The 25459-nt window shown below is 70.1% G+C and carries 26 protein-coding genes; 9 read left to right on the top strand and 17 right to left on the bottom strand.

From position 1 onward, the window contains the following. Nucleotides 1-140 precede the first annotated feature (140 nt). The 6 genes from nadA (at nt 141) to IWC96_RS03030 (ending at nt 6110) form a co-directional block, all read left to right on the top strand. The gene (gene nadA / locus IWC96_RS03005) at nt 141-1223 is read left to right on the top strand and encodes a quinolinate synthase NadA (RefSeq protein ID WP_021697963.1); all 1083 of its coding nucleotides are present in this window, start codon (nt 141-143) and stop codon (nt 1221-1223) included. Further along, nucleotides 1223-2083 carry a metalloprotease gene (locus IWC96_RS03010; protein ID WP_021697962.1) on the top strand — a complete coding sequence of 287 codons (861 nt, stop codon included), beginning with the start codon at nt 1223-1225 and terminating at the stop codon, nt 2081-2083. The genes nadA and IWC96_RS03010 overlap by 1 nt, the downstream gene beginning before the upstream one ends. After that, a complete protein-coding gene (locus IWC96_RS03015) occupies nt 2080-3600 on the top strand; it encodes an L-aspartate oxidase (RefSeq protein ID WP_196838320.1) in 1521 nt (506 codons plus the stop codon). The genes IWC96_RS03010 and IWC96_RS03015 overlap by 4 nt, the downstream gene beginning before the upstream one ends. Beyond that, the gene (nadC, locus tag IWC96_RS03020) at nt 3597-4436 is read left to right on the top strand and encodes a carboxylating nicotinate-nucleotide diphosphorylase (protein ID WP_021696806.1); all 840 of its coding nucleotides are present in this window, start codon (nt 3597-3599) and stop codon (nt 4434-4436) included. The genes IWC96_RS03015 and nadC overlap by 4 nt, the downstream gene beginning before the upstream one ends. Nucleotides 4437-4527: 91 nt before the next feature. Beyond that, nucleotides 4528-5808, top strand: a complete 1281-nt coding sequence (locus tag IWC96_RS03025; protein ID WP_196838321.1) for a hypothetical protein — start codon at nt 4528-4530, stop codon at nt 5806-5808. A 50-nt stretch (nt 5809-5858) separates the two neighbouring features. Then, on the top strand, nt 5859-6110 hold the full coding sequence (locus IWC96_RS03030) for a hypothetical protein (RefSeq protein ID WP_021696804.1): 252 nt from the start codon (nt 5859-5861) through the stop codon (nt 6108-6110). A gap of 68 nt (nt 6111-6178) precedes the next feature. Here IWC96_RS03030 and IWC96_RS03035 read toward each other — a convergent pair whose 3' ends face one another. Beyond that, nucleotides 6179-7225, bottom strand: a complete 1047-nt coding sequence (locus IWC96_RS03035) for a cell wall hydrolase (protein WP_231378806.1) — start codon at nt 7223-7225, stop codon at nt 6179-6181. A 511-nt stretch (nt 7226-7736) separates the two neighbouring features. Between IWC96_RS03035 and IWC96_RS03040 the strand changes: the two genes are divergently transcribed. After that, nucleotides 7737-7925 (top strand): hypothetical protein, encoded by a 189-nt coding sequence (locus IWC96_RS03040; RefSeq protein WP_021696802.1) that lies wholly within the window; start codon nt 7737-7739, stop codon nt 7923-7925. A gap of 24 nt (nt 7926-7949) precedes the next feature. Here the strand turns inward: IWC96_RS03040 and IWC96_RS03045 are convergent, their stop codons facing one another. From IWC96_RS03045 to IWC96_RS03080, 8 genes are all read right to left on the bottom strand, one after another. Beyond that, nucleotides 7950-8471: a methylated-DNA--[protein]-cysteine S-methyltransferase gene (locus IWC96_RS03045; protein ID WP_021696801.1), complete on the bottom strand. Its 522-nt coding sequence runs from the start codon at nt 8469-8471 to the stop codon at nt 7950-7952. Continuing rightward, on the bottom strand, nt 8455-9558 hold the full coding sequence (locus IWC96_RS03050) for a bifunctional transcriptional activator/DNA repair enzyme AdaA (RefSeq protein ID WP_196838322.1): 1104 nt from the start codon (nt 9556-9558) through the stop codon (nt 8455-8457). The genes IWC96_RS03045 and IWC96_RS03050 overlap by 17 nt, the downstream gene beginning before the upstream one ends. 51 nt (nt 9559-9609) lie before the next feature. Further along, nucleotides 9610-12099 carry a membrane-bound PQQ-dependent dehydrogenase, glucose/quinate/shikimate family gene (locus tag IWC96_RS03055; protein WP_021696798.1) on the bottom strand — a complete coding sequence of 830 codons (2490 nt, stop codon included), beginning with the start codon at nt 12097-12099 and terminating at the stop codon, nt 9610-9612. A 144-nt stretch (nt 12100-12243) separates the two neighbouring features. Then, on the bottom strand, nt 12244-13239 hold the full coding sequence (locus tag IWC96_RS03060; protein WP_021696797.1) for an SDR family oxidoreductase: 996 nt from the start codon (nt 13237-13239) through the stop codon (nt 12244-12246). A gap of 200 nt (nt 13240-13439) precedes the next feature. Continuing rightward, nucleotides 13440-13742: a hypothetical protein gene (locus IWC96_RS03065; RefSeq protein ID WP_021696796.1), complete on the bottom strand. Its 303-nt coding sequence runs from the start codon at nt 13740-13742 to the stop codon at nt 13440-13442. Further along, nucleotides 13739-16282, bottom strand: a complete 2544-nt coding sequence (locus IWC96_RS03070; RefSeq protein ID WP_021696795.1) for a cbb3-type cytochrome c oxidase subunit I — start codon at nt 16280-16282, stop codon at nt 13739-13741. Before IWC96_RS03070 ends, IWC96_RS03065 begins: the two co-directional genes overlap by 4 nt. Further along, the gene (gene coxB, locus IWC96_RS03075; protein WP_021696794.1) at nt 16279-17241 is read right to left on the bottom strand and encodes a cytochrome c oxidase subunit II; all 963 of its coding nucleotides are present in this window, start codon (nt 17239-17241) and stop codon (nt 16279-16281) included. Before coxB ends, IWC96_RS03070 begins: the two co-directional genes overlap by 4 nt. Beyond that, nucleotides 17231-17578, bottom strand: a complete 348-nt coding sequence (locus IWC96_RS03080) for a cytochrome c family protein (RefSeq protein WP_021696793.1) — start codon at nt 17576-17578, stop codon at nt 17231-17233. Before IWC96_RS03080 ends, coxB begins: the two co-directional genes overlap by 11 nt. A 105-nt stretch (nt 17579-17683) precedes the next feature. Here IWC96_RS03080 and IWC96_RS03085 point away from each other — a divergent pair, with 105 nt between their 5' ends. Further along, nucleotides 17684-18355, top strand: coding sequence for a c-type cytochrome (locus IWC96_RS03085; protein WP_158332118.1), 672 nt, complete (start codon nt 17684-17686; stop codon nt 18353-18355). On the opposite strand, the gene IWC96_RS03090 is transcribed toward IWC96_RS03085, so the two are convergent. The 4 genes from IWC96_RS03090 to IWC96_RS03105 are packed head-to-tail and all read right to left on the bottom strand — an operon-like array spanning nt 18276 to nt 20517. After that, nucleotides 18276-18974: a cytochrome b gene (locus tag IWC96_RS03090; protein WP_021696792.1), complete on the bottom strand. Its 699-nt coding sequence runs from the start codon at nt 18972-18974 to the stop codon at nt 18276-18278. The genes IWC96_RS03085 and IWC96_RS03090 overlap by 80 nt on opposite strands. Next, nucleotides 18971-19738 (bottom strand): cytochrome c oxidase assembly protein, encoded by a 768-nt coding sequence (locus tag IWC96_RS03095; RefSeq protein WP_196838323.1) that lies wholly within the window; start codon nt 19736-19738, stop codon nt 18971-18973. Before IWC96_RS03095 ends, IWC96_RS03090 begins: the two co-directional genes overlap by 4 nt. 43 nt (nt 19739-19781) lie before the next feature. Then, entirely contained in the window at nt 19782-20159 is a 378-nt protein-coding gene (locus tag IWC96_RS03100; protein WP_196838324.1) for a hypothetical protein, read from the bottom strand. Nucleotides 20160-20184: 25 nt separating this feature from the next. Continuing rightward, entirely contained in the window at nt 20185-20517 is a 333-nt protein-coding gene (locus tag IWC96_RS03105) for a hypothetical protein (protein ID WP_021696788.1), read from the bottom strand. Between the two features lie 128 nt (nt 20518-20645). Between IWC96_RS03105 and IWC96_RS03110 the strand changes: the two genes are divergently transcribed. Continuing rightward, nucleotides 20646-21335 (top strand): VIT family protein, encoded by a 690-nt coding sequence (locus IWC96_RS03110; protein ID WP_045318882.1) that lies wholly within the window; start codon nt 20646-20648, stop codon nt 21333-21335. Between the two features lie 30 nt (nt 21336-21365). Here the strand turns inward: IWC96_RS03110 and IWC96_RS03115 are convergent, their stop codons facing one another. The 4 genes from IWC96_RS03115 to IWC96_RS03130 form a co-directional block, all read right to left on the bottom strand. Next, nucleotides 21366-23204, bottom strand: coding sequence for a PAS domain-containing hybrid sensor histidine kinase/response regulator (locus IWC96_RS03115; RefSeq protein WP_045318881.1), 1839 nt, complete (start codon nt 23202-23204; stop codon nt 21366-21368). A 92-nt stretch (nt 23205-23296) separates the two neighbouring features. Then, nucleotides 23297-24247, bottom strand: a complete 951-nt coding sequence (locus tag IWC96_RS03120) for a hypothetical protein (protein ID WP_021696785.1) — start codon at nt 24245-24247, stop codon at nt 23297-23299. Beyond that, entirely contained in the window at nt 24244-24924 is a 681-nt protein-coding gene (locus IWC96_RS03125) for an iron-containing redox enzyme family protein (RefSeq protein ID WP_021696784.1), read from the bottom strand. Before IWC96_RS03125 ends, IWC96_RS03120 begins: the two co-directional genes overlap by 4 nt. Then, nucleotides 24924-25459: 3-oxoacyl-[acyl-carrier-protein] synthase III C-terminal domain-containing protein (locus IWC96_RS03130; RefSeq protein ID WP_304502297.1), on the bottom strand; the 536-nt coding region annotated here is incomplete at its 5' end. The genes IWC96_RS03125 and IWC96_RS03130, both read right to left, overlap by 1 nt.

Consider the following 25459-nt stretch of genomic DNA (forward strand, 5'->3'; position numbering starts at 1 on the left):
TCCCTTGCATCGGGGCCATGTAGTCCTACATTAAGCCCACTTATACTCACTATCAGCATAAGTCGCCGGTCTCGACCCCTTCCGGGCCGGCGTTTTTAGGAACCTGGATTTGCTCAAATCGAGCAAAACTGGAGGCGACCATGGCGGACGGACAAATGCTTTTCGCGCCGGACCTGGACCGGGACAACGACCCGGTGTGGAACAAGGTCAAGGACCACGTCACCCCTGCCGAATGGGCGCTGCACGCCCCCCTGATCGCCGAGATCAACGCCCTGAAGATCCAGCGCGACGCGGTCATTCTCGCCCACAACTACATGACGCCCGAGATCTTCCACGGCGTGGGCGATTTCGTGGGCGACAGCCTCGCCCTGGCCAAGGAAGCCGCGCGCTCGGACGCGAAGGTGATCGTCCAGGCCGGCGTGCACTTCATGGCCGAGACCTCCAAGATCCTGTCCCCGGACAAGACCGTCCTGATCCCCGACCCGCTGGCGGGCTGTTCGCTGGCCTCGTCCATCACCGGCGCCGACGTGCGCCTGATCAAGCAGCGCTATCCGGGCCTGCCGGTGGTCACCTATGTGAACACCACCGCCGATGTTAAGGCCGAGACCGACATCTGCTGCACCTCCGCCAACGCCGTTCAGGTGGTGGAGTGGGCGGCGAAGGCATGGGGCGTGGACCGCGTCATCCTGATCCCCGACGAATACCTGGCCCGCAACGTGGCCGCCCAGACCGACGTCAAGATCATCGCCTGGAAGGGCGCCTGCGAGGTCCACGAGCGCTTCACCGCCGCCGACATCGCCGACATGCGCGACGCCTGGCCCGGCGCGGTGGTCCTGGCTCACCCCGAGTGCCCCGAGGACGTGCTGAACGCCGCCGACTTCGCGGGCTCCACCGGAGCCATGAACGACTATGTGATGAAGAACCGCCCCGCCCAGGTGGTGCTGATCACCGAATGCTCCATGGCCTCCAACATCGCCGGCGCGGCCCCGGAGGTGAAGTTCATCGGCCCGTGCAACATGTGCCCGTACATGAAGCGCATCACCCTGGAGAAGATCCGCGACTCCCTGCGCGACATGACCTTCGAGGTCACCGTGCCCGAGGACATGGCCGAGCGCGCCCGCCTCGCGGTCCAGCGCATGGTCGACCTGCCCCCGCCCGAAAAGCCCGCCCGCTATGATCTGGTCCGCGCCCGCGGCCATCAGGTCGCGGTCGAGATGATCTGATGAGCGACCTGCGTCCCGGCCCGACAAACCCGGCCAAGGTCGGGCCCTGGGGCGCCGTGGGCGACCCGGCCCCCTCCGCAGCGCGAGCCAGCACGCCAGCACGCCGCGTCGACGGAGACGAGAACCCCGGTCAGAACCCGGTCTGGGCGCTGGTCTCCACCGCCCTGCTGGCCGGGCTGCTGTGGTGGCTGATGGGCTGGGTCTATGCGCTGGCGGGCATCGTCGGCCTGCTGGTCCATGAGTACGGCCACGTGCTGGCCATGAACCGCCTCGGCATGGGTCCGGCGCGCATCTACATCATCCCGTTCCTGGGCGGCGCGGCGAAAGGCGCGCGCGGCGCCGCCAGCGAATGGATCGGCGTGCTGGTCTCGCTGGCCGGTCCCGCCTTCGGCCTGATCGCCGCCATTCCCTTCTTCGCCGTCTGGGCGGTCACAGGCGACCCGGTGTGGCTGCAGGGTGCGTGGTTCGTGGCCCTCATCAATCTGCTCAACCTCGCCCCCGCCCCGCCGCTGGACGGCTCCAGGGCGCTGGGTCCGGTGCTGGCCCGCGTTCACCCGCTGCTGGAGAAGGCCGCCCTTCTGGGCGTCGGCGTCCTGATCGTCCTGTGGGGCCTTGAGCGCGGCGCCTACATCCTCGCCGTCTTCCTCGCGCTCGGCGTGTTCAGCCACCTGCGGCGGGGCGCCTGGCGACCCGACACCGCCCCGCTCAGCTGGACTCAGGCGGGTGCGTCGCTGGGCCTGTTTCTCGTCACCGGCGCCGCCTGCGCTGCCGTCGGCCTCACCGCCATGGCGCTCTACACCGGCGACGGTCTGGCCGCCGCCCTGACCGCCTCGGGCCGCTTCTTCGGACTGGCGTCATGACCGTCCAGCGCCGCCATCACCACGGCCCCCTGATCGTGGGCGCGGGGCTGGCGGGCCTGTCCGCCGCCCTGACCGCCGCGCCGCGCCCGGTGCTGGTGGCGACCCCCGCGCCCGTGGGCCAGGCCGCCGCCTCCGCCTGGGCGCAGGGCGGTGTCGCCGCCGCCCTGTATCCCGACGACAGCGCCGAGCTGCACGCCGCCGACACCGTCGCCGCCGGGGCGGGCCTGAACGACGCCGACGCCACCCTGGCCCTGACCCGCGCGGCGCCCGAAACCATCCAGCGCCTGTTCGAGCTGGGCGCCCCGTTCGACCGCGACGCCTCCGGCCGCTTCGTCCAGAGCCTCGAGGCCGCCCACGCCCGCCCCCGCATCGTTCGCGCGGGCGGCGATGGCGCGGGCCGCGCCATCGTCCGGGCCCTCGGGGCCGCCGCCCTGGCCGCGCCCCACATCACCCTGCGCTCCGGCCTGACCCTCGCCGCCCTGATCCAGGACGCCGACGGCCGTGTGCGCGGCGCCGCCTTCCGTCAGGATGACGGTGCGCTGATCGAGATCCTCGCCCCCGCCGTGATCCTCGCCACCGGCGGGATCGGCGGGCTCTACGCGGTCACCACCAATCCAGCCCAGCTGCGCGGCGAGGGTCTGGGACTGGCGGCGCTGGCCGGCGCCGAGATCCTCGATCCCGAATTCGTCCAGTTCCACCCCACGGCGCTGGACGTAGGCGCCGATCCCGCCCCCCTCGCCACCGAGGCCCTGCGCGGCGAGGGTGCGCGCCTGATCGACCGCGACGGCGCGCCCATCGTGGAGCATCCCCAGGGTGATCTGGCCCCCCGCGACATCGTCGCCCGCGCCGTCCACGCCGCCATCGCCGCCGGACGCGGCGCCTTACTCGACGCCCGCGAGGCCATCGGCGCGGACTTCCCCGAGCACTTCCCCGCCGTCTTCGCCGCCGCCATGGCCGCCGGGATCGACCCCCGCGTCCAGCCCATGCCCGTGGCCCCGGCGGCGCACTATCACATGGGCGGGATCGCCGCCGATACGGACGGCCGCACCAGCCTGCCCGGCCTGTTCGCCGTGGGCGAATGCGCCGCCACCGGGGTGCACGGCGCCAACCGTCTGGCCTCCAACTCCCTGCTGGAAGCCGCCGCCTTCGGCTGGCGCAGCGGCCTGGCCGCCCGCGACGAACCGGAGGCCCCCGCCGCCCCCCTGCCGCCCGTCGCCGCGCCCGAGGCCCTGCCCCCCGCCGCCTTGCAGCAACTGCGCGCGGCCATGAGCCTGCACGCCGGCGTCGTCCGCGATGCGGCAGGCCTCGCCACACTGATTGATCTGATCGGCGGCCTCGAGGCGGCCCACGGACCCGCCCCCGCCCTCATCACCGCCCGCCTGATCGCCCAGGCCGCGCTGGAGCGCCGTGAAAGCCGGGGCGGCCACTTCCGCGCCGACCATCCCGACGCCGCTTCCCACGCCCGCCACACACGCATCACCCTGTCCCCCTCACCCGTCGCCATGGCCGCTGAATGAGCCTTCCCCCCATCCTGATCGAACCGGTGGTCCGCGCCGCCCTGGCCGAGGATCTGGGCCGGGCGGGCGACGTCACCGCCGCCGCCTGCATTCCCGCCGGAACCCGCTGGACCGCCGTCTTCGCCGCGCGCCAGGCCGGGACCATCGCCGGACTGAACTGCGCCCGCCTGGCCATGACGACGCTGGATCCCGAAGCCCGCTTCACCGCCCATGTCGAGGATGGTGACACGGTGGCCGCCGGAACCGTGCTGGCCGAGGTCGAGGCCGACGCCCGCGCCATCCTGTCGGCCGAGCGCACGGCCCTGAACCTGCTGGGGCGTCTGTCGGGGATCGCCACCCTGACCCGCGCCTATGTCGACGCGGTTTCCGGCGCCAAGGCCCGCATCGCCGACACCCGCAAGACCACCCCGGGCCTGCGCGCGCTGGAGAAGCACGCCGTGGCCATGGGCGGCGGGCTGAACCACCGTTTCGGTCTGGATGACGCCATCCTCATCAAGGACAACCACATCGCCGTCTGCGGCGGGGTGGGCGAAGCCATCCGCCGCGCCCGCGCCCGCGCCGGGCACCTGATGAAGATCGAGGTGGAGGTGGACGGCCTGCATCAACTGGACGAGGCCCTGGCTGAACGGCCCGACGTGGTCATGCTGGACAATTTCAGCCTGGATGACCTGCGTACGGCTGTCGCGCGGACGAAGAGGCAAGTCGTGCTCGAGGCCTCCGGCGGCGTCAATCTCGACACCGTCGCCGCCATCGCCGCCACCGGCGTGGACGTGATCTCGGTCGGCGCCCTGACCCATTCGGCGCCCTCTCTCGATATCGGCCTTGATGCGGCCTGAGACCTGACGGCGATTTAATCCCCGCCGGCGCATCCGTTTGCACTGCCCGGCCCCTCCTGCAGAACAATGATCATTCAGGGAGGGTGAAACCATGTCCGTCCATCGCCGCGCCGTGCTGGGCGCCACCGCCTCCGCGTTGGCCGCCTCGTCAGTTCGCGCCCAGACTCCCGCCGCCCAGACTCCGGCCGCCCCGACGGCGCTGGAAGAGCGCCTCGTCGAGGCCGCCCGCGCCGCCCGTCACCGCCTAGACTACGACGGCGCGCGCTTCTCCGGCCCGGCCTGGGACCTGCTGGTCGAGCGAGGCCGGACGGCCCAGTTCTTCCTGCTGGGCGAGGACCATGGCATCGCCGAAAACCCGAAGCTGGCCGCGGCGCTCTACGCGGCCCTCGTCCCGGCAGGCTACGAGAAGCTGGCGGTCGAGATTTCTCCGCCCATGGCCGCGGAATTGGACGCGGCCGTAACCGCCGGCGGGATCGACGGCCTGCGCCGCCTGTTCGCCGATCCGGGCGCCCAGGTCGCCTTCTTCGGCATGGCCGAGGAAGCTGAACTGCTGGCCGCGGCACGTCAGGCCTCCCCCGACGGACCGTTCCTCTGGGGTCTGGACTATGAGGTCGGCGGCGACCGCCGGCTGATCACCCGTCTGCATGAGGCGCCCAAGCCCGCGGCGGCGACGGCGGCCCTCGCGGAGCTGAAGGCGGCGTCCGACGCCTCCTGGGCCCGCTACGAAGAGACCCGCAATCCCCAGTTCATCTTCAGCTTCAGCGGCGACCCGGCGCTGGTCCGCGCCGTCCGCGCCGCCTGGCCCGATCCCGATGCGGACAGCGGCTGGATCCTCGACACCCTCGAGGAGACCTTCGAGATCAACCGGCTGTGGGTGAGCCAGCAGGGCCACGAGTCGAACCTGCGGCGCGCCCGCTTCAACCGGGCCAACCTGCTGCGCTACTGGCGCCATGAGCGGGCCCGCGACCGCGCGCCGCGCGTGATGTTCAAGTTCGGGGCGGGACACATGGTCCGCGGCCTCAGCCCGACCGCCGTGTTCGACATCGGAACCCTGGCGCCGGAGATCGCGGCGACGGTTGGCGGCGAGGCTTATCACCTGCTGGTGCTGCCCGGCGCCGGATCGCAGGTGGCCGGCTTCGACCCCACCGCCTGGACCTACCGTCCGGGCGAAGCCGGTCACTACGGACAGGGACTGGAGCCGATCATCGGCCAGGCCCTGCCGGACGCCTTCACCCTGATCGATCTGCGGCCGTTGCGGCCGCTGATCCCGGGCGGCCGCCTGGCCGCCGCCGGGACCGATCTGTCGCGACTGGTCCACGGCTTCGACGCGGTGCTGGTGATGTCCGGATCTACGCCGTCGACGAATCTCTGACCGGTCACCTCCGGCGCGTCCCCGGCGCTGGACGTGGGTCTCGACGCCGGGTGAACGCCGCTCTGGAACCGGACGGCCTCGCCGCCGGTTTTCAGGTCATGTTCAAGCGCAAGAAAAGCCAGACCGGCCCCGCCATCGATCAGGCTTCGGCCGTCCCCGTGGAAGACAAGGTCTTCAACAATACGGACGGCGGCATAAGCATGTCGCAGCCGCAGACGCCCGACGAGCAGGATGATTTCGGCAAGTCCCGTCTCAACGCCCCGCCCGCCTCGCTGGGGACAGCGCCCCAGCCGACGGATTAGAGCCTGATCGGTTGAGTTCGACCGAAATCTGAGCTCCGTTGGACGGTCCCAACTGAGCCGATTTCGGTCTAGGCGGCGGCGTCTTCCTCGGCGGTCGGCGCCGGAGCCGTTTGCGGGCGGGTCTGGGCGCGCGGCGCGGCCGGGGCTTCCTGGGTCGCAGGCTCGGCGGCCGGACGCGTCTCCCGCTCGGCCATGCTCTCCTGGGCCCACAGCACCGTATAGGCCACCGCATTGCCCGCCTGACGGACCGTCTCTGACGGGTCCAGGCTGGCCTGGATCACCTGGGTGTCGGACGCGGTGGACGGGCGCGCCGCATAGGTGAAGGCGCCCGACGAGCCGTTGCGGCCGCCGAAGCGATAGAACAGGTGGCTGCCCACCTGCCCGACCGGCACCAGCGAATGACGCCAGCGCGGCGACACGGCCGTGGTGTGGAAATGGGTGGCGTTGCCGACGGCGCTGTAAACCTGACCCGACAGGGCGGACGAGGCCACGTCGTGGGCCCGGCGCCAGGCCGACTGGTTCACGCCGCGACGCATGGCGCCGTTGCAGGTGAAGCTGAACTGGCAGCCGGTCGAGCGGTTCGCGCCCTGATAGACCACGCCGCAGACGCTGTTGGGGAAGGCCCCGTGACGGGCGCGGTTCAGGACCACCTGGGCCACGGCCTGCATGCCGGCCCGGCCTTCGCCGCGGGCTTCATAATAGACGGCCTGGGTCAGGCACTCGAGATCGCGCGAGGCGTCCAGGGCGCCGGCCAGGCGGAACGGCTGGGCCGCGGGCCCGGTCATGCTGACGCGGCGAAGACCCGCATCGGTGCTGGAAGTGGCGCGCAGGCTTTCCAGCCGGGCGGTGAGCATTTCGGATTGGCGGTCACGCTGGGCCGAACCGGCCACGGTGTAGGGGTCGTGCCGTCGCGCGATGGTCAGGGCGCTGGCGTCCAGCCCCCCCGCTGCGGCCGACAGCGCCTCTTCGGTGAATCCCACGGCGGTGGCGCCCGCGATTCGCTCGGCCTGCACCCGCGTGGTGGTCGCCTTGGCGACGGTTCCACCCAGATAGGCGCAGCCGATGGCCAGGCCCACCAGACCGCCCAGGGCGGCCGCCGCGGTCATCGGGCGCATCTGCGGCGCACGGATGGCAGACGGAGAATTGGGCGTGGTCGTGGGCTTCCGTGAGGAATTCGACAAGGATGCAGTCCTGAGTGACAGGGGCAGGATTGCGCCCCCAGGCAGTCTGGCCCCCTCGACGCAAGATCGGCGCCGGTACGCAGGGGCATAGCCGCCGGTCAACTTCCCGTGACCGACGCAGGGCGCTTAAGCCATCGGAATATGACTTCAATGTGGCCGATTCGCAATCGCCCTGTGCAGCGCAACATTTCGTCGCACCACCCGAACATCATAGAGATGATCCAAGCCATCAGATCCATGATGATCGTCACTCATCTTGTCTGGATGGTATTGGCTCATCTCATATGGTCATCAATATGACCGAACCAAATGCAGAAATGCGGCACTCGCCCCGCGAAATAGTCATTCTCGCCGCTACCGCCGGTGATACATCTTGAAAGACCCCCTCCGTTTGGAACCGGGGGTCGGCAAGAGCGTTAGCCAACGGTTAAGCTGGAGAATAGCCATGCGTCGTCTCACTCGTATTCTGATCCTGTCCGCCGGCGTCGCCGGCCTGGCCGCCTGCGGCGCCAACATGCAGCAGCGCGCCGCCACCGGCGCCATCACCGGCGCGGTCGTCGCCGGTCCCGTTGGCGCCGCCGTCGGCGGGGCGGCCGGTGCGGTGGTGTCCCGCAGTCAGGGCGAACCGGACTAGGGTCAAAGCGGGACGGGCGCGCTGTCAGACCTTCAGCGCGCCCTCATGCTCCAGAAGCCACTTCTTGCGCTCCAGCCCGCCCGCATAGCCGGTCAGCTTGCCCGATGACCCCACCACCCGGTGGCAGGGCACGATGACGCCCACGGGGTTGGCCCCGTTGGCCAGGCCCACGGCCCGCACCGCCGTGGGCGCGCCGATGCGCGCCGCCAGCTGGCCATAGGTCTCGGTGCGCCCGGCCGGAATCTCGGTCAGGGCCTGCCACACCCGCCGCTGGAACGCCGTGCCTCCGGTGGCCCAGGGGATTCGCTTCAGCGCCTCCACTTCCCCGCCGAAATAGTCCGTCACCGCCTCGCGCACCCCCGCCGGCGCGGCGCCGGCCTCCAGGATCACCGTTCCGTAGTGCAGGCGCAGCAGGCGCCGCATGCGCTCTTCGTAGTCCGCGAAGTCGAAGGCGCGCACCACGCCCTCCCCGTCGAACACCACCAGCACCTCGCCCAGCGGGGTGGCGATCCGGTCCAGCTGAAAGGTCTCAGGCCGCCTGGTCATGTCTCGTCTCCTGTTCGATCAACGCCGCCACGCCCAGGCCCTCGGTCCTGAGGTGCGCCGCGCCATAAGCCCGCCAGGGCCGCCAGCCTTCGGCCCGGGCCGCAATCCGTTCGTCCGCGTCATCCAGCCGGTCGCTCATCAGGGCGCCCGGATCATCCACCTGCCAGTCCCCGACCAGCCGCAGCCCCGGGCGCCGGCTCACCAGCGGCGCCAGCGCCGGATCGGCGGACAGGTGGGCCGCGATCATGGCCGGGTCGGCGGTCAGGTCGAACACCCGACGCACCCGCGCCAGCACCCCGGGCAGGCCCGTGATGTCCGGAATCGACACATGCACCGCCAGCCGGTCGCGCCCGGCGGGTTCCACCGTCACCGCCCCGCCGCCCTCGATCTCGCGCATCCAGCGTCCGCCCTCGACCCGCTCCAGCGGCGCGGCCCGCGCCGCCAGGGCCGCAAGCATCCCGTCCCAGTCATAGGGCGGGCGGTAGGCCAGCATCAGCCGCACCCCCTCCCCCGGCGCCGCATCGGGCGCCGTGCCCCGCCGCAGGGCGGAGGGCGGACGGCGGTACAGCCGCTGGAAGGTCTCGTTGAACCGCCGCACGCTGCCGAAGCCCGCCGCCATGGCGACCTCGGCCATGGGCATGCGCGTTTCCTGAACCAGCTGCTTGGCCAGCAGCACCCGCCGGGTCTGGGCCACGCTGACCGGCGCGGCGCCCAGATGCTGGCGGAACAGGCGGCGCAGCTGGCGCTCGCCCACCCCCAGCCGCCCGGCCAGGGCCTCCACGTCGCCCCCATCCAGAGCCCCCGCCTCGATCAGGGCCAGCCCCCGGCTGACGGTGTTCGAGGTGCCCCGCCACGCCCCCATGTCCGGGGCCGTCTCGGGCCGGCAGCGCAGGCAAGGCCGGAACCCCGCCTCCTCCGCCTCCGCCGCCGAGCGGTAGAAGCGGATGTTCTCACGCTTCGGCGTCCGCGCCGGACAGATCGGGCGGCAATAGATCCCCGTCGTCTTCACCCCGCCGAAGATCTTCCCGTCGAAGCGGGCGTCCCGGGCGACGACGGCGCGATAACAGGCGTCCTGATCCAGTTCCATGCCGCGCAGAATGCGCCTGCGCCGCGATCCTGTCTCGCGGTTTTCGGACTCCTACCCCGCGTCGCGCTGCGGCAAGGCATAGGCGATCACCGCATCACCAGCCGGCGTCTCCATGAAGTGGTGCCCGCCCGCCATGATGACCAGGAACTGGCGTCCGCCCTGCTCATAGATCATGGGGTTGGCCTGGCCGCCGGCAGGCAGGACGTCCTGCCACACCGTCTCGCCGGTCTCCATGTCGATGGCCCGGATCAGGTCGTCGGTGGCCGCGGCGATGAAGATCAGGCCCGAGGCCGTCACCACCGACCCGCCGTTGTTCGGCGTGCCGATGTTCAGCGGCAGCATGGACGGTATCCCGAACGGCCCGTTCTTGCGCGCCGTGCCCAGCGGACGATCCCAGATGGTCTCGCCGGTGCGGATGTCGATGGCCCGGATGCCGCCGTAGGGAGGCTCCTTGCACAGCATGCCGGTGAAGGGCATGCGCCAGCCCGCGTTCACGTCGATGGCGTAGGGCACGCCCACCTGCGGGTCGCCCGCGCCCTCGGCCCCGCCGGTGTCGGCCCGGGCGTCGCCGCGCGGGTACCAGCCCCGCGCATCGGCTTCCTCGCGCGGCACCAGCCGGTTGTAGTTGGGCATGTCGTTGTAGTTGGCGATGATCACGCCCCGGTCCGGGTCGAACGCGACGCCGCCCCAGTCCGACCCGCCGTTGTAGCCCGGATACTGAATCCAGCGCCGGTCCGAGGTGGGCGGGGTGTACATGCCGTCATAGGCGGCGCGGCGGAAATTGATCCGGCAGATCATCTGGTCGATGGGCGACATGCCCCACATGTCCCGCTCGGTCAGATCGTCAGGCCGCGCCAGGGTGTGGAACAGGCTGTACGGCTGGGTCGCCGTGCGCTGATCCGGCTCCACGCCGCCCTGCGGCGCCGGGCGGTTCTCGATCGGCGTCAGGTGCCTGCCGGTGCGCCGGTCCAGGATATACATGTCGCCCTGCTTGGACGGCAGGATCAGGGCCGGCACCGTCGTCCCGTTGGACGGAAAGTCGATCAGGGTCGCCTGGCTGCCCAGGTCATAGTCCCACACGTCCATGTGCACGGTCTGGAAATGCCAGACGGGCCGTCCCGTCGCCGCATCCAGCGCCACCAGCGAGGTGGCGTATTCATTCTCCGCCGGCGCCCGGTCGCTGGAGTAATAGTCCGCCGCCGAATTGCCCATGGGCAGATAGACCAGCCCCAGTTCGTCGTCGCCCGTGGCCATGGTCCACATGTTGGGTGTGCCCCGGGTGAAGGTCTCGCCCTCGGGCGGCATGCCGGTTTCGTCGGGACGCATCATGTCCCAGGCCCACCGCAGTTCGCCGGTGACCACGTCAAAGCCCTGGATCACGCCCGACGGCGCGCGGCGGTACTGGCCGTCCAGCACCTGGTGGCCGGTGATGATCACCCCGTTGACGATCACGGGGGGCGAGGTGATGGACACCATGCCCGGGATCACGTCCCCCATGCCCGCCTTGATGTCCACGGCGCCGTTCTGGCCGAAGTCGGCGCAGGGCACGCCGGTGCGCGCGTCCACCGCGATCAGCCGTCCGTCCAGGGTGCCTTCCACGATCCGCGTGGCGCAGGGCTCCAGCCGGGCCCGTTGCGTCAGGGCCGCGTCGCCGACGGAGGTCGTCGTCTCGCCTTCCGGCGCCGTCTCGGTCATGGCGTGATAGGCCACGCCCCGGCAGGCGGCCGTATAGGGGATGGCGTCGTCCGACACCTCCGGATCATAGCGCCACTTCTCCAGCCCGCTGGCCGCGTCCAGCGCGATCAGCACGTTCATGGCCGAGCACAGATAGAGGGTGTCGCCCACCTTCAGGGGCGTGGTCTCGGCGCCGAATTTCTCGGGGATGTCGCCGGTGTTGAATTCCCAGACCCGCTCCAGCTCGCCCACATTGTCGCGATTGATCTGGGTCAGGGTGGTGTAGCGCTGGGCGCCCCGGGTGCCGCCATAGGCGGGCCAGTCGGCGCCGGTCTGGAAGTCAGAAATCCGTTCGGGCGCGCTGAACCCGCCTGCGGGCAGGGCGCGCTCGACCTCGAACCGGTTGGCCGCCGCCACCGCCACGCCCGCGACCAGGGCGAACACCGCCGCGCCCCCGAACCCGGCCAGCATCAGCGGCTTGCCGCTGACCCGCCCGCTCCAGGGCGTGACCCAGCGGTTGCGCGCGGGCGCCAGCACCGGGATCGAGGCGATGACCAGAAGCAGCAGGACGAAGGGCGCGAACACGCGCGGCACCAGAGCCCAGCCGTTCAGGCCGACCTCGAACAGGGCCCAGATCACGGTGAGGACGAAGACCAGCAGATACAGCCAGAAGGCCTCCATCCGCCGCACGAACAGCAGCGCCCCGGTGGCGATCAGGCCCAGCCCCGCCAGCAGATAGTACCAGCTGCCGCCCACGGCGATCAGCCAGCCGCCGCCGATGGTCAGAACCACCCCGATCAGCCCGAACAACACGCCCAGAGCCATCACCGCCCAGTCGCCCGCGCCCAGTCTTTCCCGTCCAAACATGTCCAAACCCCTTCGGTCGCCTCAAAGGCGAACACGTCACGGCAAAGGTGGTTCCTGATCCTCCCCCATCGGGGGAGGGGGACCATCCAAAGGATGGTGGAGGGGGCCGGCCTCAAACCCGGTGTTTGAGGGAGGATGAAATCCTCAGCCCCCGCCATACCCCCCGATGATCGGCAGCACCTCGCCGGTGATGTAGCTGGAGCACTGGGGCGAGGCCAGAAACACATAGGCCGGGGCGATCTCTTCCGGCTGGGCCGGGCGGCCCATGACGGTGCCCGATCCGAACTCGCTGACGCCCTCCGCGTCCCGGTCGGCCGGGTTCAGGGGCGTCCACACCGGCCCCGGCGCCACCACGTTCACGCGGATGCCCTTGGGCGCCAGATGGGCGCCCAGCGACCGGGCGAAGGCGTGGATGCCGCCCTTGGTCAGCGAATAGTCCAGCAGCATCTCATTGCCCATGATGCCGGTGACCGAGCCGGTCATGACGATGGCCCCGCCCGGCTTCATGTGCGGAACCGCCGCCTGGGCCATGTGGAAATAGCCGTACAGATTGGTCTTCATGGTCCGGTCGAACTGCTCAACCGTGATGTCGGCGAAGTCCGGCACGTGCTGCTGGAACGCCGCATTGTTGACCAGCACGTCCAGCCGCCCGAACGCCTTCAGCGTCTCGGCCACCGCCATCTTCGCAAAGGCTGGGTCGGCCACGTCCCCGGCCAGAATGATCGCGCGCCGGCCCTCGGCCTCCACGGCCTTCTTGGTCTCCTCGGCGTCGCGGTCCTCGTCCAGATGGCAGATGACAATGTCCGCGCCCTCGCGCGCGAACAGCACCGCCACCGCCCGGCCGATGCCGCTGTCGGCGCCGGTGATCAGGGCCGCGAAGCCCTCCAGCTTGCCCGAACCCTTCCAGAACGGCGCGTCATACATGGGCGCCGGGTCCAGCCGGTATTCCTCGCCCGGCTTCTTCTGATGCTGCTTGGGGAACGGCGGCGCGGGGTATTCCCGAGCGCCCGCCTGCATCGCCTTGTCGTCTTTGCTGCTCCCGGAGTCCTTCGCCTCCGTCGCATCGATCGGCGCCTGGATGTCGCGCCCCTGCGCCGCGGCCTTGTCGCCCTCGCGCTCGAATTGCTCCGTACGATCCATGTCCGGCTCCTTCTGATTGGGTCACGGGACAATCGATTGGGAGCGCGGGTTGTTCCCCCCACCGCTCACCCCAGCGAAGGCTGGGGTCCAGATCACAGGTCGGATATCTAAAGGGTCACACCCGCCGTTTTCCCCGACCCGCTCCCGACCGAGAGCGGCATCTGGACCCCAGCCTTCGCTGGGGTGAGCGGGCGATTGGACTACCCCACCACCGCCGGCAGCCCCTGCCACAGGATCGAGATCGCCGAGATCGCCCCGCCCGTGGCGGCGATGGCGTTCTCGAAGCCCATCTCGCCGCCGCCGCGCCGCCAGCGCCGGGCGGCCACCACCGTCAGCCCTCCCGCCACGATCAGGCACGCCAAGGTGAACACGCCCACCGCCGCGCGCGACAGCGGGTGCCCGTCGTCGGCGACCACGTCAGCAATGCTGGCGATCACATAGACGCCCAGGAAATGGACCGTCCACACGATCAGCCCGCCCAGGATGTAGCCCCAGCGCTTCACAGAACCACGCCCGGGAACAGCCGCGTCAGCAGCGCCGCCAGCCCCGCCTGTGCGGCCACGAACACGAAGAACAGGGTGATCACATCATAGCTGGTCGGCCGCGCCGGGCTGACCCGCCCGCGCAGCCAGCGCATGACCACATACAGCGTCATCAGGGCGCACACGATCACATAGAAGCCCTGCCAGCCGATGAAGCTGAACACCGTCGCCCCCTGCCCGCTGCGGGTGGGGTCCAGCCCCGCCCCGCTCCAGGTGACCCAGTCGATCCGCCACGCCGCCGCCATCGCCGCCCAGGCCAGCACCACCATGCCCGTGGCGATCATGGCCATCCGGGGCCGGTCCAGCCGCACCACCTTGCGCGCGCCCAGCATCAGGGCGATGGACAGGACATATCCGCCCACCACCACGATCAGGCTCCACATCGCCGGCGGGTCGATCCACGTGTCCGGCCTGCGGCTCCACAGGAACACGTACGAGAACATGCTCATGGCCGCGACCACCCCGGCCACGAACAGCAGGATGGTCATGGCCCACCAGCCGTGACTGGTGGATCCCACCCCATAGGTCGGCAGGCGGATGCCCGCCCCCACGTCCACGGTCTCCGCGCTCATGGGCTCGTCCAGCTTCCAGGCCCAGCCCATCAGGCAGACCACCGCGATCACCCCCGCCACGGCCGCGGGGCCATAGGCGCTGGGCACCAGCAGCATGAAGAACACCGCCGTGAAGATCGCCCCCCAGAAGTGCCAGGGCGACGGCGTGGGCATGCGCGCCACATATTGCGGCTCGGCGTTCAGGGGGCTGGTGATCAGGGTCTCGCGCTCGCCGGTCGCTGTGCCGGGCAGGAAATAGCGCCCCTCCTTGACCTCACGCATCAGCTCGGGATTGTCCCACAGCGGATACAGACTCTTCACCACCGGGATCGAGCGGGTCGAGTACAGCCCGCTGGGCAGCCACTCCAGTCCGGGGGAATCGAACACATTGCCCGCATTGCCCTCGGTTGCCGGGCGGAAATTCCGCACCAGATCGATGATCACCGCCAGCACGCCCAGGGCGAACAGGAACGCGCCCACGGTGGAGATCAGATTGACCAGATCCAGTCCCCGGTCCGGCAGATAGGTGAACACCCGTCGCGGCATGCCCATCAGCCCGGTCAGGTGCATGGGCAGGAAGGTCACATGCATGCCGGTGAACATCAGCCAGAAGGCGATCTTCCCCGTCCGCTCCGACAGGCGCCGCCTTCCCGCGAACGGCGTCCAGTAATAGATGGCCGCGAACACCGGGAACACCATCCCGCCGATCAGCACATAGTGCAGGTGCGCCACGATGAAGTAGGTGTCGTGCACCACCCAGTCGAAGGGCGCCATGGCCACCATCACCCCGGTCAGCCCGCCCATCACGAAGATCAGCAGCCCCCCCAGGATGAACAGGCCGGGCACGTTGAAGCGCATCTTGCCCGCCGCCATGGTGGCGATCCAGGCGAACACCTGCACCCCCGCCGGCAGACTCACCGCCATGGACGCGGCCGAGAAGAAGCCCACGGACATGGTCGGCATGCCGGTGGTGAACATGTGGTGCGACCACACCCCGAAGCTGATGAAGCCGGTGGCCAGCATGGCCATCACCACCAGCGGATGCCCCACCAGCCGGTGCCGCGCGATGACCGGGATCATGGTCGACATGGCCCCCGCCGCGGGCAGGAAGATGATGTAGACCTCCGGGTGGCCGAAGAACCAGAACAGGTGCTGCCACAGCAGGGGGTCGCCGCCCCGCGCCGCGTCGAAGAACGGCCAGTCGAACAGCCGCTCCAGCTCCATCAGGGTGGTGGCCAGGATCACCGACGGGAAGGCGATGATGATCATCACCGCAAAGATCAGCATGGCCCAGGCGAAGATCGGCATCTTCGCCAGCGTCATCCCCGGGGCCCGGGTGCGCATCACCCCGACGATGATCTCGATGGCCCCCGCGATGGCCGAGATCTCAATGAAGCCGATGCCCAGCAGCCAGAAGTCGGCGTTGATGCCGGGCGAATAGGTCTTGCTGGTCAGGGGCGGATACATGAACCACCCCCCGTCCGGCGCCAGGCTGAAGAAGATCGAGCAGAAGAAGATCAGCCCGCCCACCAGATAGGCCCACAGGGCGTAGGCCCCCAGCCTCGGGAACGGCAGGTCCCGCGCCCCCAGCACCTGCGGCAGCAGCAGCACCGCCAGCGCCTCCACCATGGGCACCGCGAACAGGAACATCATGATGGTCCCGTGCATGGTGAACAGCTGGTTGTAGGTGTCCACGCCCACGAACCCGGCGTCGGGCACGGCCAGCTGGGTGCGCATCACCAGCGCCAGGATTCCCGCCAGGGTGAAGAACAGGAAGGCCGCCCCGATGAACAGGATGCCCACATAGTTGTTGTTGATCGCCGTGAACCAGCCCCAGCCTTTCGGCCCGCACCAGACCTTCTCCAGCGCCTCCAGCTCGCCTTCCGGCCGCTCGCCCTCGGTGGGGAAGCGCTCATAAAGCTTGTGGTCGAACCCGGTCTCGGACTTCATTCCAGCCCGTCCAGATAGGCCGCCACCGCCTGCAGCTCGTCGCCCGACAGGGTGGTGTAGGACGGCATGCGGTTGCCCGGCTTGATGCCCTGGCTGTCCGCGATCCACCCCGCCAGCGTGCCGCGATTATTGGGCAGGATTCCGGCCCCGATGGTCCGCCGGCTGCCCACATGGGTCAGGTCCGGCCCCGCCAGTCCCGAGGCGCCCGGCGCCCCGCGCACCACGTGACAGGCGCCGCAGCCGTTGTCCTGGAACACCTCCAGTCCCTGAGCCGCCAGCGCATCGGTCGGCGCCGCCGCCGCCTCGCCCTGCTCCGCCATCCAGGCGTCGAACTCGTCGCGCGGCATGGCCACCACCACCAGCCCCATCAGGGCATGCGGCCCGCCGCAATATTCAGCGCATTGTCCGCCGTAAGTTCCAGCTTCATCGGCTTGAAGTCTAAGGATATTCGTCCGACCCGGGATCATGTCCAGCTTGGGGCCCAGACGGGGGACCCAGAAGCTGTGGATCACGTCGGCGGACTCCAGTTCGAAGGTCACCGGCTCGCCCACCGGGATGCGCACCTCGTTGGCCGACTGGACCGCGCCCGCCTCCCCGCCCTCGGGGTTAAGATAGGCCACACGCCACCACCACATCTCGCCGGTGACGCGCACCCGCATCTCGCCCGGCTCGGGCTCTCCGGTCAGGGCCGAGGTCAGGGACAGGCCCCAGATCAGCAAGGCGCTCAGAACCACCACCGGAAAGGCCAGCCCGGCGTACCAGATCAACCGTTGATTACCAATCTTCGCCTTCAGGTCCTCACGCCCGAACAGGGCCAGCACCAGCGCCGCGATCACGATCAGCAGCACCACCGCCGCCATGGCGAACACGCCCCACGACAGGGTCACCAGCGGCGCGGCGAACGGCCCCGCCGAGGTCAGGGCCGGCGGCGGCCATCCCGCGAAGGCCTCAGTGCTCATAGAGATAGGCGGCGATGTCACGGGCCTCCTCCTCGCTGATTGGCATGGGCGGCATGGCCGACCCGGGGTCCGCGACGGGCGCGTTCATCAGATAGGGGATCAGGGTCTCGGGTCGGTTCGGCAGGCCCGATCCGATCAGCGCCCGGCCGCCCATCCCCGACAGCGGCGGACCCACCCGACCCTGCGGCCAGTCGATCCCCGGAATGGCGTGACACGATCCGCAGCCGACCTCGTTCATGATCCGAAGCCCCCGCTCGGGATCGCCCGACGGCACGGCCCGCGTCCGGGTCTCGCCCGCGCCCGAACACGCCGCCAGCGCCAGCGCCATCAAGACCATGCCCGTCGCCCCCGTTCCGTTCATCCAGACCTAACCCAGCTTGGCCGCATGGGTTCCGTCTCATCAGGACCGGAACCCCCGCCCCCACCCGGCGTTGGCCAAGCGATGCCGTACCGCGCCCTATCCGCCCTACTCGCCGCAACGAGCCTGGCCGCCTGCGCACCCGGCGTGGATGAGTATGAGGACCCCTTCGTGACCACCGGCGAGATCATCGCCTTGTCCGGCGGCGACGCGGGGGCCCAGGCCGCCTGTTTCACCTGCCACGGCATGGACGGTCAGGGCGACGGCGCCGAAACGCCGCGCATCGCCGGGCTGGACGAGGGCTACATGCTCAAGCAGCTCAACGACTACGGTTCGGACCTGCGGCCCCACGACCAGATGTCGCCCATCGCCCGACGCCTGTCCGACGCCGACCGCGCCCGGGTCGCCCGCTACTATGCCGAGATGGCGCCGCGCGCCGCCGCCCCGGCCGTCTCGCCGGAGCCCGCCCGCATCGCCGAGGGCCGCGCCCTCTATCATCAGGGTCTGCCGGACCGGAATGTGGCCGCCTGCGCCACCTGCCACGGCGTCGACGGCCAGGGTCTGGGCGCGGGCAATCCGCCCCTGACCGGCCAGTCGCCCGCCTATCTGGCGGCCCAGCTGGAGCTGTGGCGGTCCGCGAAGCGCCACAACGACCCCCGCGACGTCATGGGCGCCGTCAGTCGTCCGCTTTCCGACGATCAGATCGCTGCGGTTTCCGCGTACGCGGCATCTCTTCCTCATCCGACTCCGGAATGATCTCGATGGGCTCGCCCTCCAGCTCATCGACCAGCGGCAGCATGCCCGGCAACACATTGTCCTTGTCGAACACATAGTGCTTCAGCACCGCCGCCACGTGGCCCATGATCAGGAAGGTGATCCCCCAGATCATGAAGAAGTGGATGCGCTCGGCCGCCCACTGCACCTGCCACAGCCCCTCCTGCGACAGGGTCCCCACCGGCAGGCGCGGCGCGGGGATGACCCCGCCCAGCATCAGCTGCATCTCCGGCGCCGTGGCCGACAGCATCAGCCAGCCCGACAGCGGCAGTCCCACGATGAAGATGTAGAACAGGAAGTGCGTGATCCGGGACACCGTGCTCTCCCAGCCCGGATCATCCGCGTCATTGACCGGACCCGGGATCATCAGCCGCCAGATCGCCCGCAGCACCGCCAGCAGCAGGATCAGCAGGCCCACATCGGCGTGCAGCTGATAGGCCGCCACCTTGTCGCCGCCCACCGGAATACCCGAGGTCCACCATCCCCACACCAGCTGGAACAGCACCAGCGCCGCCATGGTCCAGTGAAAGGTGATGGCCACCGGCGACCAGCGGCCCTCCGAGGTGTGGGTGTCGGCCCAGGCCCTCAGCCGCGTGATCATAAGGCCCGCTCGCCCGCATCGGCCTCGCCGAAGCCGACCCGCCGCATCAGCAGGATCAGCGCCGCCGCCAGATAGGCGCCCGCCGCCGGGGCCCACATGATCAAACCGCCCGCCTGCTGGTCCTCCAGCGGCGTCAGGCCCCAGGCCAGGGTGGTGGCGAAGTGGGGCGCATACAGGGGCTCGCCGGCGAAGGTGATCAGCGCCCCCAGCGCCCCCATCTGCACCATGGTGGCGATCAGGGCCAGCAGGGCGTGCTGGATGGGCGCCAGCCGCACCCCGCGCCAGAACATCAGCGCCGCCCCGATCAGGCCCGCCTGCATGATCCAGTACTGCACGTCGCCGGTCAGCGACCATGCATAGGCCCCCGGCGCATGCCAGAACCACAGCAGGATCGCCTGCACCGCCGTGGCGCTCCACAACAGCATCCGCCCGCTGAACAGCCGCTCAAGCCGTCCGCGCGGCGCCGCCAGCACCAGCAGCCCTGCCCCCAGGGTCAGCACCGCCACATGGTGCCCCACCCGGGCCGCGAACAGGGCCGAGGTCAGGGCGCACAGGGGCGACACGAAGGCGATGAAGAACAGGCTCCACCCGGCCCCGAACACCACCCGCTCACGGGTCGACGCGCCCCGTCCCCACGTCATGCCGTAAACCACCGCCACGGCGACCAGCGCCGTGATCAGCACAGGGTCCAGGTTCCACGCCGCCCACACGGCGCCCGGGTCCGGCGCCGCGCCGCAGTAAGGTTGAAAGCTCAGAATCGTCATGGCCCCCGCCTGGTCCGCGATCCTGTTTCAATCCCTCGCCCGGTCAGGGGTTCCCCGCGCCTCTCCCCGGCGCGGCCACCCGGCACCGCTGCGCCGCGCCGTCCAGCGTCTGGTAGCGATGGGCCGCCACGAAGCAGGCCTCATGCACATGGCGGCACAGATCCGCCGACCGCTGCAGGGTGTAGTATGTCGCGGCGGCGCGGAAACACGCCTCCCCCTGAACATGGCGGCAAACGTCGGCGGCGCGTTCGAAGGTCATGTACTGCGCCGCGGTCCCGTAGCAGAGGTTGCTGTTCACCCCCGCGCACAGCTCCGCCACCCGCCGCTCGCCATAGCGATGCCACAGCGACTGCACACATGCGCCGCCCATCGGCGCCGGTTGAGCCCCCATCACCGCCAGCGCCGCCATCACACCGATCATTTCATTGTCTCCCGGAACACAATCATCACCAGCCGGACCCGCGCGTCCCATCGCGCCGGTCCCGCCCGCCCCGATCCCGGTCGCGCCCCCGGCCATGATCATGAGGCGGCCGCAAACGCGGCGGCGGCGCCACCTGGCCATACGGCAGGGGACACAGGGTCACCCATTCGCCGCTGGTGGACAGGTGTCTGTAGCAGCGCGCCTCCTCGGCCATATAGGCGGTCTCCGCCGCCATGCCGTCCATGGCCATGGCCAGCCCCTCCATGAACGCCGGATCCGTCACGCATCCCGACAGCCCCACGGCCGCGGCGGCGGCCAGGGCCGGCCCCCGCACCCTCTTCTTCGTCAGATAGGTCATTCCCCCGCCCTTCTCTCGTGGCCACGGCGCGCGCGGCGTGCTGTGAAGATGGTCTCAGGCCGAATGAACCGAATATGAATGCCGAATCGACGTTCGCCGAGCGTCAGCAATCGTCAGGAGTCGTCGCCATGCCGCACAGGGAATCTCATCGGGTGGACCGCATCGGCTGGCTTCGCGCGGCGGTGCTGGGCGCCAATGACGGCCTGGTCTCCACCGCAAGCCTGGTGGTGGGCGTGGCGGCTGCGGCCGCCAGTCACGGAAGCATCCTGATAGCGGGCGTCGCCGGGCTGGTCGCGGGCGCCATGTCCATGGCGGCCGGGGAGTACGTCTCGGTCAGCTCCCAGTCCGACACCGAAAAGGCGGATCTGGCCCGCGAGGCGACCGAACTGTCCGGCCAGCCGGAGGCGGAACTGCGCGAACTGGCCGGAATCTATGTGGCGCGGGGCGTGACGCCCGATCTCGCGGCCGAGGTGGCCCGTCAGATGACCGCCCACGACGCCCTCGGCGCCCACGCCCGGGATGAGCTGGGCATATCCGAGATCACCACGGCGCGGCCCATCCAGGCGGCGGTGACCTCGGCCCTGACGTTCTCCGTCGGCGCCGCCCTGCCCCTGATCGTGGCCGCTCTGGCGCCCATGACCGGACTGGCGCTGTGGGTGGCCGGCTCCGCGCTTGCGGGCCTTGCCGTCCTCGGGGCGCTGGGCGCCCGGGCCGGCGGCGCGCCCGTCGGGCGATCCGTCGTCCGGGTCGTCTTCTGGGGCGCCCTGGCCATGGCCGTCACCGCGGGCATCGGCCGCCTGTTCGGCGTCGCCGTCTGATCTCTACGGGCTCGGCGCCGCCCGGCGCTGTCAGGACCCGCGCCCCCGCGCGCCCCAGGCGGCGGTCTTGGCCAGCAGCTCGGGCATCATCACCGGCTTGGCGATGCAGTCCTGCATGCCGGCCTCCAGATAGGACCGCACCTGCGAGTCCAGCGTATTGGCGGTCAGCGCCACGATCGGCGTCGACGCCCCGGCCCCGCCAAGGGCCCGGATCGTCCGCGCCGCCTCGACCCCGTCCATCACCGGCATCTGGATGTCCATCAGCACCAGGTCATAGGTCCCGCCCAGGAACGCCTTGACCGCCTGGGCTCCGTCCTCGGCCGTGTCGCAGCGGTGGCCCTGGCTGGCCAGCATGGCGACCACCACCGCCCGGTTGCTGGCGTTGTCATCGGCGTACAGCACCCGCAGCGGGCCGCCCTCGCCCGTCTCATCAGCCTGTCCGCCCGCGCCCCCGGCCAGCGGCAGCGAAAGCCTCAGCTCGAACCGGGCGCCGCCGTCCGGGGTCGCCGAAGCGCACACCGCGCCGCCCATCAGCTCGGCCAGCTCCTTGCAGACCGCCAGACCCAGACCCCCGCCGCTCTTGCGCCGGGTCGCGCCGTCGTCCGCCTGCACGAAGCGGTCGAACAGAGCCGCGATGCGGCTCTCGTCGATGCCCGGCCCGGTGTCGGTCACCGACATCGTCAGGTCCGCCTGGCCCTCCCGCGCCGCGCCCTCCAGCCGGATCACGATCCCGCCCGTCTCGGTGAACTTCACCGCATTGCCCACGAAATGGTCGAGGATCAGCCCCAGCCGCTCGGCATCCCCCTCCACGGCGGCGACCCCGTCGGCCTCCACCGTCAGCGACAGCCCCTTGTCCGCCGCCTCGCCCGCGAACCGGTCCGCCGCCCCCCGCGTTACGGCCCCGGGCTCGAACGGCTCGGCCTTCAGGCTCACCTCCCCCGCGTCCAGCGCAGCCAGCAGGATCATGTCGTTGACGGCGCCCAGCAGGGTCTGGCCCGCCGCCCCGATACCCCGCGCCTGCCCCCGCAGGTCGTCGTCGCCGACCCGCGCCTCCAGCACGGCGGAAAAGCCCAGGATGGCGTTCAGCGGCGTGCGCAGCTCATGGCTCATATTGGCCAGGAAACGCTGCCGGGCCTCGGCCAGTCCGGCCCGCTGCTCGGCTGTCCGCGCCGCACGCTCGGCCTCGATCTGGGCGGTCACGTCCTGTTCGTTCAGCAGCACCCCCGGCGCCCCCGTCGCCGGATCGGTCACCGGCCGGGCGTCCAGATAGTGCCAGCGCTCGCCCTCGGGCGTGTTGACCCGGCGCAGGTCGGCGCAGGCCTCGCCCGCGGTCGCCTGGGCCAGCATCCGCGCGCCCGCTTCGGCCTCCGCGAACCGCTCGCCGAACCCGAGCTCCCCGGGACCATAGGTGCGGAAGGCGGCCGGATTGCTGAACACCGCCCGGCCTTCGCGATCAAACAGGGTGATGATGCTGGAGGTGTGCCGCAGCGCCTCGACGGCCCGGCGTTCGCCCTCATTGGTCTCTTCCGGGGCCGCCTCGAACAGCAGCACCGCCCGCCCGTCCGGCATCCGGAAGGTCGAGATGGCCGCCTGCACCGTCAGGGGCTCGCCGTGGGGGTAGAAGGTCCAGCGCTCGGTGACCACCGCGCCCCCGGCCGTGGCCTGGGCCAGGCGGTCGGTCCGCGCCCGCACCGCCGGCGACAACTGCGAGAAGTCCCGCGCCAGCAGTTCGTCGCGGCTCTGGGCGCCCCAAAGCTCCAGGGCATAGGGATTGGCGTACAGCCCCCGGCAGCTGACCGGGTCGAACAGCCACACCGCCCGGCTCAGGGCGTCCCAGCCCACGGCCTCGGGCGGCATCGTCTTCGCCATGGCGTCGGTCACGCGTGCAAACCCTCAGGAAAGCCCTCGCCTCCCTCGTGCCACACCGCCATTGCCCAATGTTTAAGCCGTCGACCCCGCGCTCAGCTGGCCGCCGTCGGGTTGCGCGGGTCCAGCGGCAGGCCCGCCGCCTGACGCGCCTTCAGCAGCCGCAGCCAGCCGTGCAGCGCCTCGCAGTCCAGCCCGTGCATCATCAGCCGGAATCCCGCCTGCAGGGTCGACAGGGACACCATCGGGTGGCCGTTCTTGATGAAGGCCAGGTGATAGTCCGTGCCCAGGATGCGGGCGATATAGATGGCCACGGTCTCGTCCAGTTGCAGCGAATGGGCCGCCCGCACGAAGTCCCGGCGCGGCAGCATCAGCGCATACAGCGGCGTGTAGAACTCCACCGCGGTCTGCACGTCCACGAAATTCAGCGGCCCCTTCGGAAACGCCTCGAAAGCCGGGAATTCGTCCGAGATCATGGAGAAATCCACCCGCTCCGGCGGCGTCAGCTCGCGGCCCTGTTCCCTCAGCCCTGCGTTCAGTTCGATGATGAAATTGAACACGTTCAGGTCGTGCTGGAGGAACAGATTATCCTCGATGTCCTTCAGGCGCGTTGGCCGCAGCGGATGGCTCGACACCGTCACCGGCCCTGCATTGGCCCGCATGAAGGCCAGCAGCTCCGTGCCGATGTGGAAATGCCTCAGGATCAGGGTGTTGGTCTCCGGCGTCCCGAACACCCGCAAGCCCCAATGTATTGTTCGGTGCAGCAGGCCGTTCAGGTTCGGAAAGCGCGGCGATATGGCCCGCAGCACCTTCACCACGCAGAAGAACAGCAGCACCAGCGGCCGGCTCACCGGGAACAGCCAGCGCCGCGACCACGACCGCGCCCCCAGCAACAGCGCCCGCTTGGCCCCGTCGTCGATAGGCAGGCTCTGGTCCAGATACAGCGCCATCCACGGGTCCGGATCCTTCGGGTCGAAGCCGGCCGGATCGAACGGGTCGGGCCTCGCCCGTCCGCGCGCTTGGGCGATGCCGTCCGACAGGCTCACGCCGCGATCTCCTCGATCTGCAGCGCGTACAGCCGCGCCGTCACCCGCGCGCACATGACGATGCGTTCGGCGACCTCGACGTCCGGCAGCACCATCTCCAGCATCTCGCGGAACTCCTCCATGTGCTCGGCGTCGTTCTCCCCGTGATACAGCAGGAACCGCACCGCGTCCTCGGGCAGGTCCAGCCGCTCCTTGACCATCCGGCCCCACGGCGCCGCCTTGATCGACCCCAGCCCTTCGATGATGAACATGGCCCCCAGCAGGCCGAAGGGATTGGGCTTCGACGCCTCATGGAACATCCAGGCCGACAGGGCCTCGGACCCCACATTCTTGGACGCCCCCTGAATGGCCTCCAGCGACCCGCCCGCCGCCACGAAGTCCTGCTCCAGCAGGCGGAAATCCCGGTGCTCGGTCACCGCGTGCTTCATCAGGGATGAGCGCAGTTCCAGATGCGCCTCGTCGATGCTGGACGCCGCCCGGCTCATCCACAGCGACCCGTCCTTCACCTGCTGGCGCAGGTTGATGAGGAAGGCGTGATAGTCCGCCGTCTCGAACCGCCCCCGCGTCAGCTTGCGGATCAGCGGCGTCGCCTCCAGCCGCTGCTCGAAATCGGCGAACACCACCGCCAGCTTGCGCAGGGTGTCCTGGATCTGGTCCTGCATCGCGCCGTCCGCCATCACACGATCTCCAGCATCATGAATCCGATCATCGCCCGCCCGCTCTCCGGCACGATGCACAGCACCGTCTCGCCCGGCTTGCCGCGCCCCGATTTCAGAAAGGCGTCCAGCATCACCCAGATCGACGCCGAGCCCACATTGCCGCTCTCGGGCAGGGTGGTGAACCATTTCTCCTCCGGGATCATGGCCGCCGTATTTTCCAGCAGCCCCACGATCTCGGCCCGCAACGACCGCGCGGAATAGTGGCATAGCAGGTGGTCCACCTGATCCGGCGCGATCCGCCCCGCGTCCACCTTCCCCAGCCACACCCCGATCCACGCCCGGATCACGATTTTCAGCAGGTCGAAGTCCTGCAGCAACGCCATGGCCCCGGCGGCATGGGCCGTCGCCGGCCCCCCGTGGCTCCAGGCGCTCTTCAGGTCCGCCCGGTCGGCGAAGGTCGACCCCGCCCACATGCACGGGTCGAACCGTCCGGCCAGCGAGGTCATGTCGATCCAGCGCACCTTCAGGCTGCGCCCGCCCGGCCGCGGCCGGG

It is taken from the genome of Brevundimonas sp. BAL450 (assembly GCF_015767455.1).
Taxonomy (GTDB): Bacteria; Pseudomonadota; Alphaproteobacteria; order Caulobacterales; family Caulobacteraceae; genus Brevundimonas; species Brevundimonas abyssalis.

Bases quoted from the DNA above. Each gene is read 5' to 3' on its own strand.
- nadA (WP_021697963.1), top strand. From the start codon at position 141: ATGGCGGACGGACAAATGCTTTTCGCGCCGGACCTGGACCGGGACAAC.
- IWC96_RS03010 (WP_021697962.1), top strand. From the start codon at position 1,223: ATGAGCGACCTGCGTCCCGGCCCGACAAACCCGGCCAAGGTCGGGCCC.
- IWC96_RS03015 (WP_196838320.1), top strand. From the start codon at position 2,080: ATGACCGTCCAGCGCCGCCATCACCACGGCCCCCTGATCGTGGGCGCG.
- nadC (WP_021696806.1), top strand. From the start codon at position 3,597: ATGAGCCTTCCCCCCATCCTGATCGAACCGGTGGTCCGCGCCGCCCTG.
- IWC96_RS03025 (WP_196838321.1), top strand. From the start codon at position 4,528: ATGTCCGTCCATCGCCGCGCCGTGCTGGGCGCCACCGCCTCCGCGTTG.
- IWC96_RS03035 (WP_231378806.1), bottom strand. From the start codon at position 7,225: ATGCGCCCGATGACCGCGGCGGCCGCCCTGGGCGGTCTGGTGGGCCTG.
- IWC96_RS03040 (WP_021696802.1), top strand. From the start codon at position 7,737: ATGCGTCGTCTCACTCGTATTCTGATCCTGTCCGCCGGCGTCGCCGGC.
- IWC96_RS03045 (WP_021696801.1), bottom strand. From the start codon at position 8,471: ATGACCAGGCGGCCTGAGACCTTTCAGCTGGACCGGATCGCCACCCCG.
- IWC96_RS03050 (WP_196838322.1), bottom strand. From the start codon at position 9,558: ATGGAACTGGATCAGGACGCCTGTTATCGCGCCGTCGTCGCCCGGGAC.
- IWC96_RS03055 (WP_021696798.1), bottom strand. From the start codon at position 12,099: ATGTTTGGACGGGAAAGACTGGGCGCGGGCGACTGGGCGGTGATGGCT.
- IWC96_RS03060 (WP_021696797.1), bottom strand. From the start codon at position 13,239: ATGGATCGTACGGAGCAATTCGAGCGCGAGGGCGACAAGGCCGCGGCG.
- IWC96_RS03070 (WP_021696795.1), bottom strand. From the start codon at position 16,282: ATGAAGTCCGAGACCGGGTTCGACCACAAGCTTTATGAGCGCTTCCCC.
- coxB (WP_021696794.1), bottom strand. From the start codon at position 17,241: ATGAGCACTGAGGCCTTCGCGGGATGGCCGCCGCCGGCCCTGACCTCG.
- IWC96_RS03080 (WP_021696793.1), bottom strand. From the start codon at position 17,578: ATGGTCTTGATGGCGCTGGCGCTGGCGGCGTGTTCGGGCGCGGGCGAG.
- IWC96_RS03085 (WP_158332118.1), top strand. From the start codon at position 17,684: ATGCCGTACCGCGCCCTATCCGCCCTACTCGCCGCAACGAGCCTGGCC.
- IWC96_RS03090 (WP_021696792.1), bottom strand. From the start codon at position 18,974: ATGATCACGCGGCTGAGGGCCTGGGCCGACACCCACACCTCGGAGGGC.
- IWC96_RS03095 (WP_196838323.1), bottom strand. From the start codon at position 19,738: ATGACGATTCTGAGCTTTCAACCTTACTGCGGCGCGGCGCCGGACCCG.
- IWC96_RS03100 (WP_196838324.1), bottom strand. From the start codon at position 20,159: ATGATCGGTGTGATGGCGGCGCTGGCGGTGATGGGGGCTCAACCGGCG.
- IWC96_RS03105 (WP_021696788.1), bottom strand. From the start codon at position 20,517: ATGACCTATCTGACGAAGAAGAGGGTGCGGGGGCCGGCCCTGGCCGCC.
- IWC96_RS03110 (WP_045318882.1), top strand. From the start codon at position 20,646: ATGCCGCACAGGGAATCTCATCGGGTGGACCGCATCGGCTGGCTTCGC.
- IWC96_RS03115 (WP_045318881.1), bottom strand. From the start codon at position 23,204: ATGGCGAAGACGATGCCGCCCGAGGCCGTGGGCTGGGACGCCCTGAGC.
- IWC96_RS03125 (WP_021696784.1), bottom strand. From the start codon at position 24,924: ATGGCGGACGGCGCGATGCAGGACCAGATCCAGGACACCCTGCGCAAG.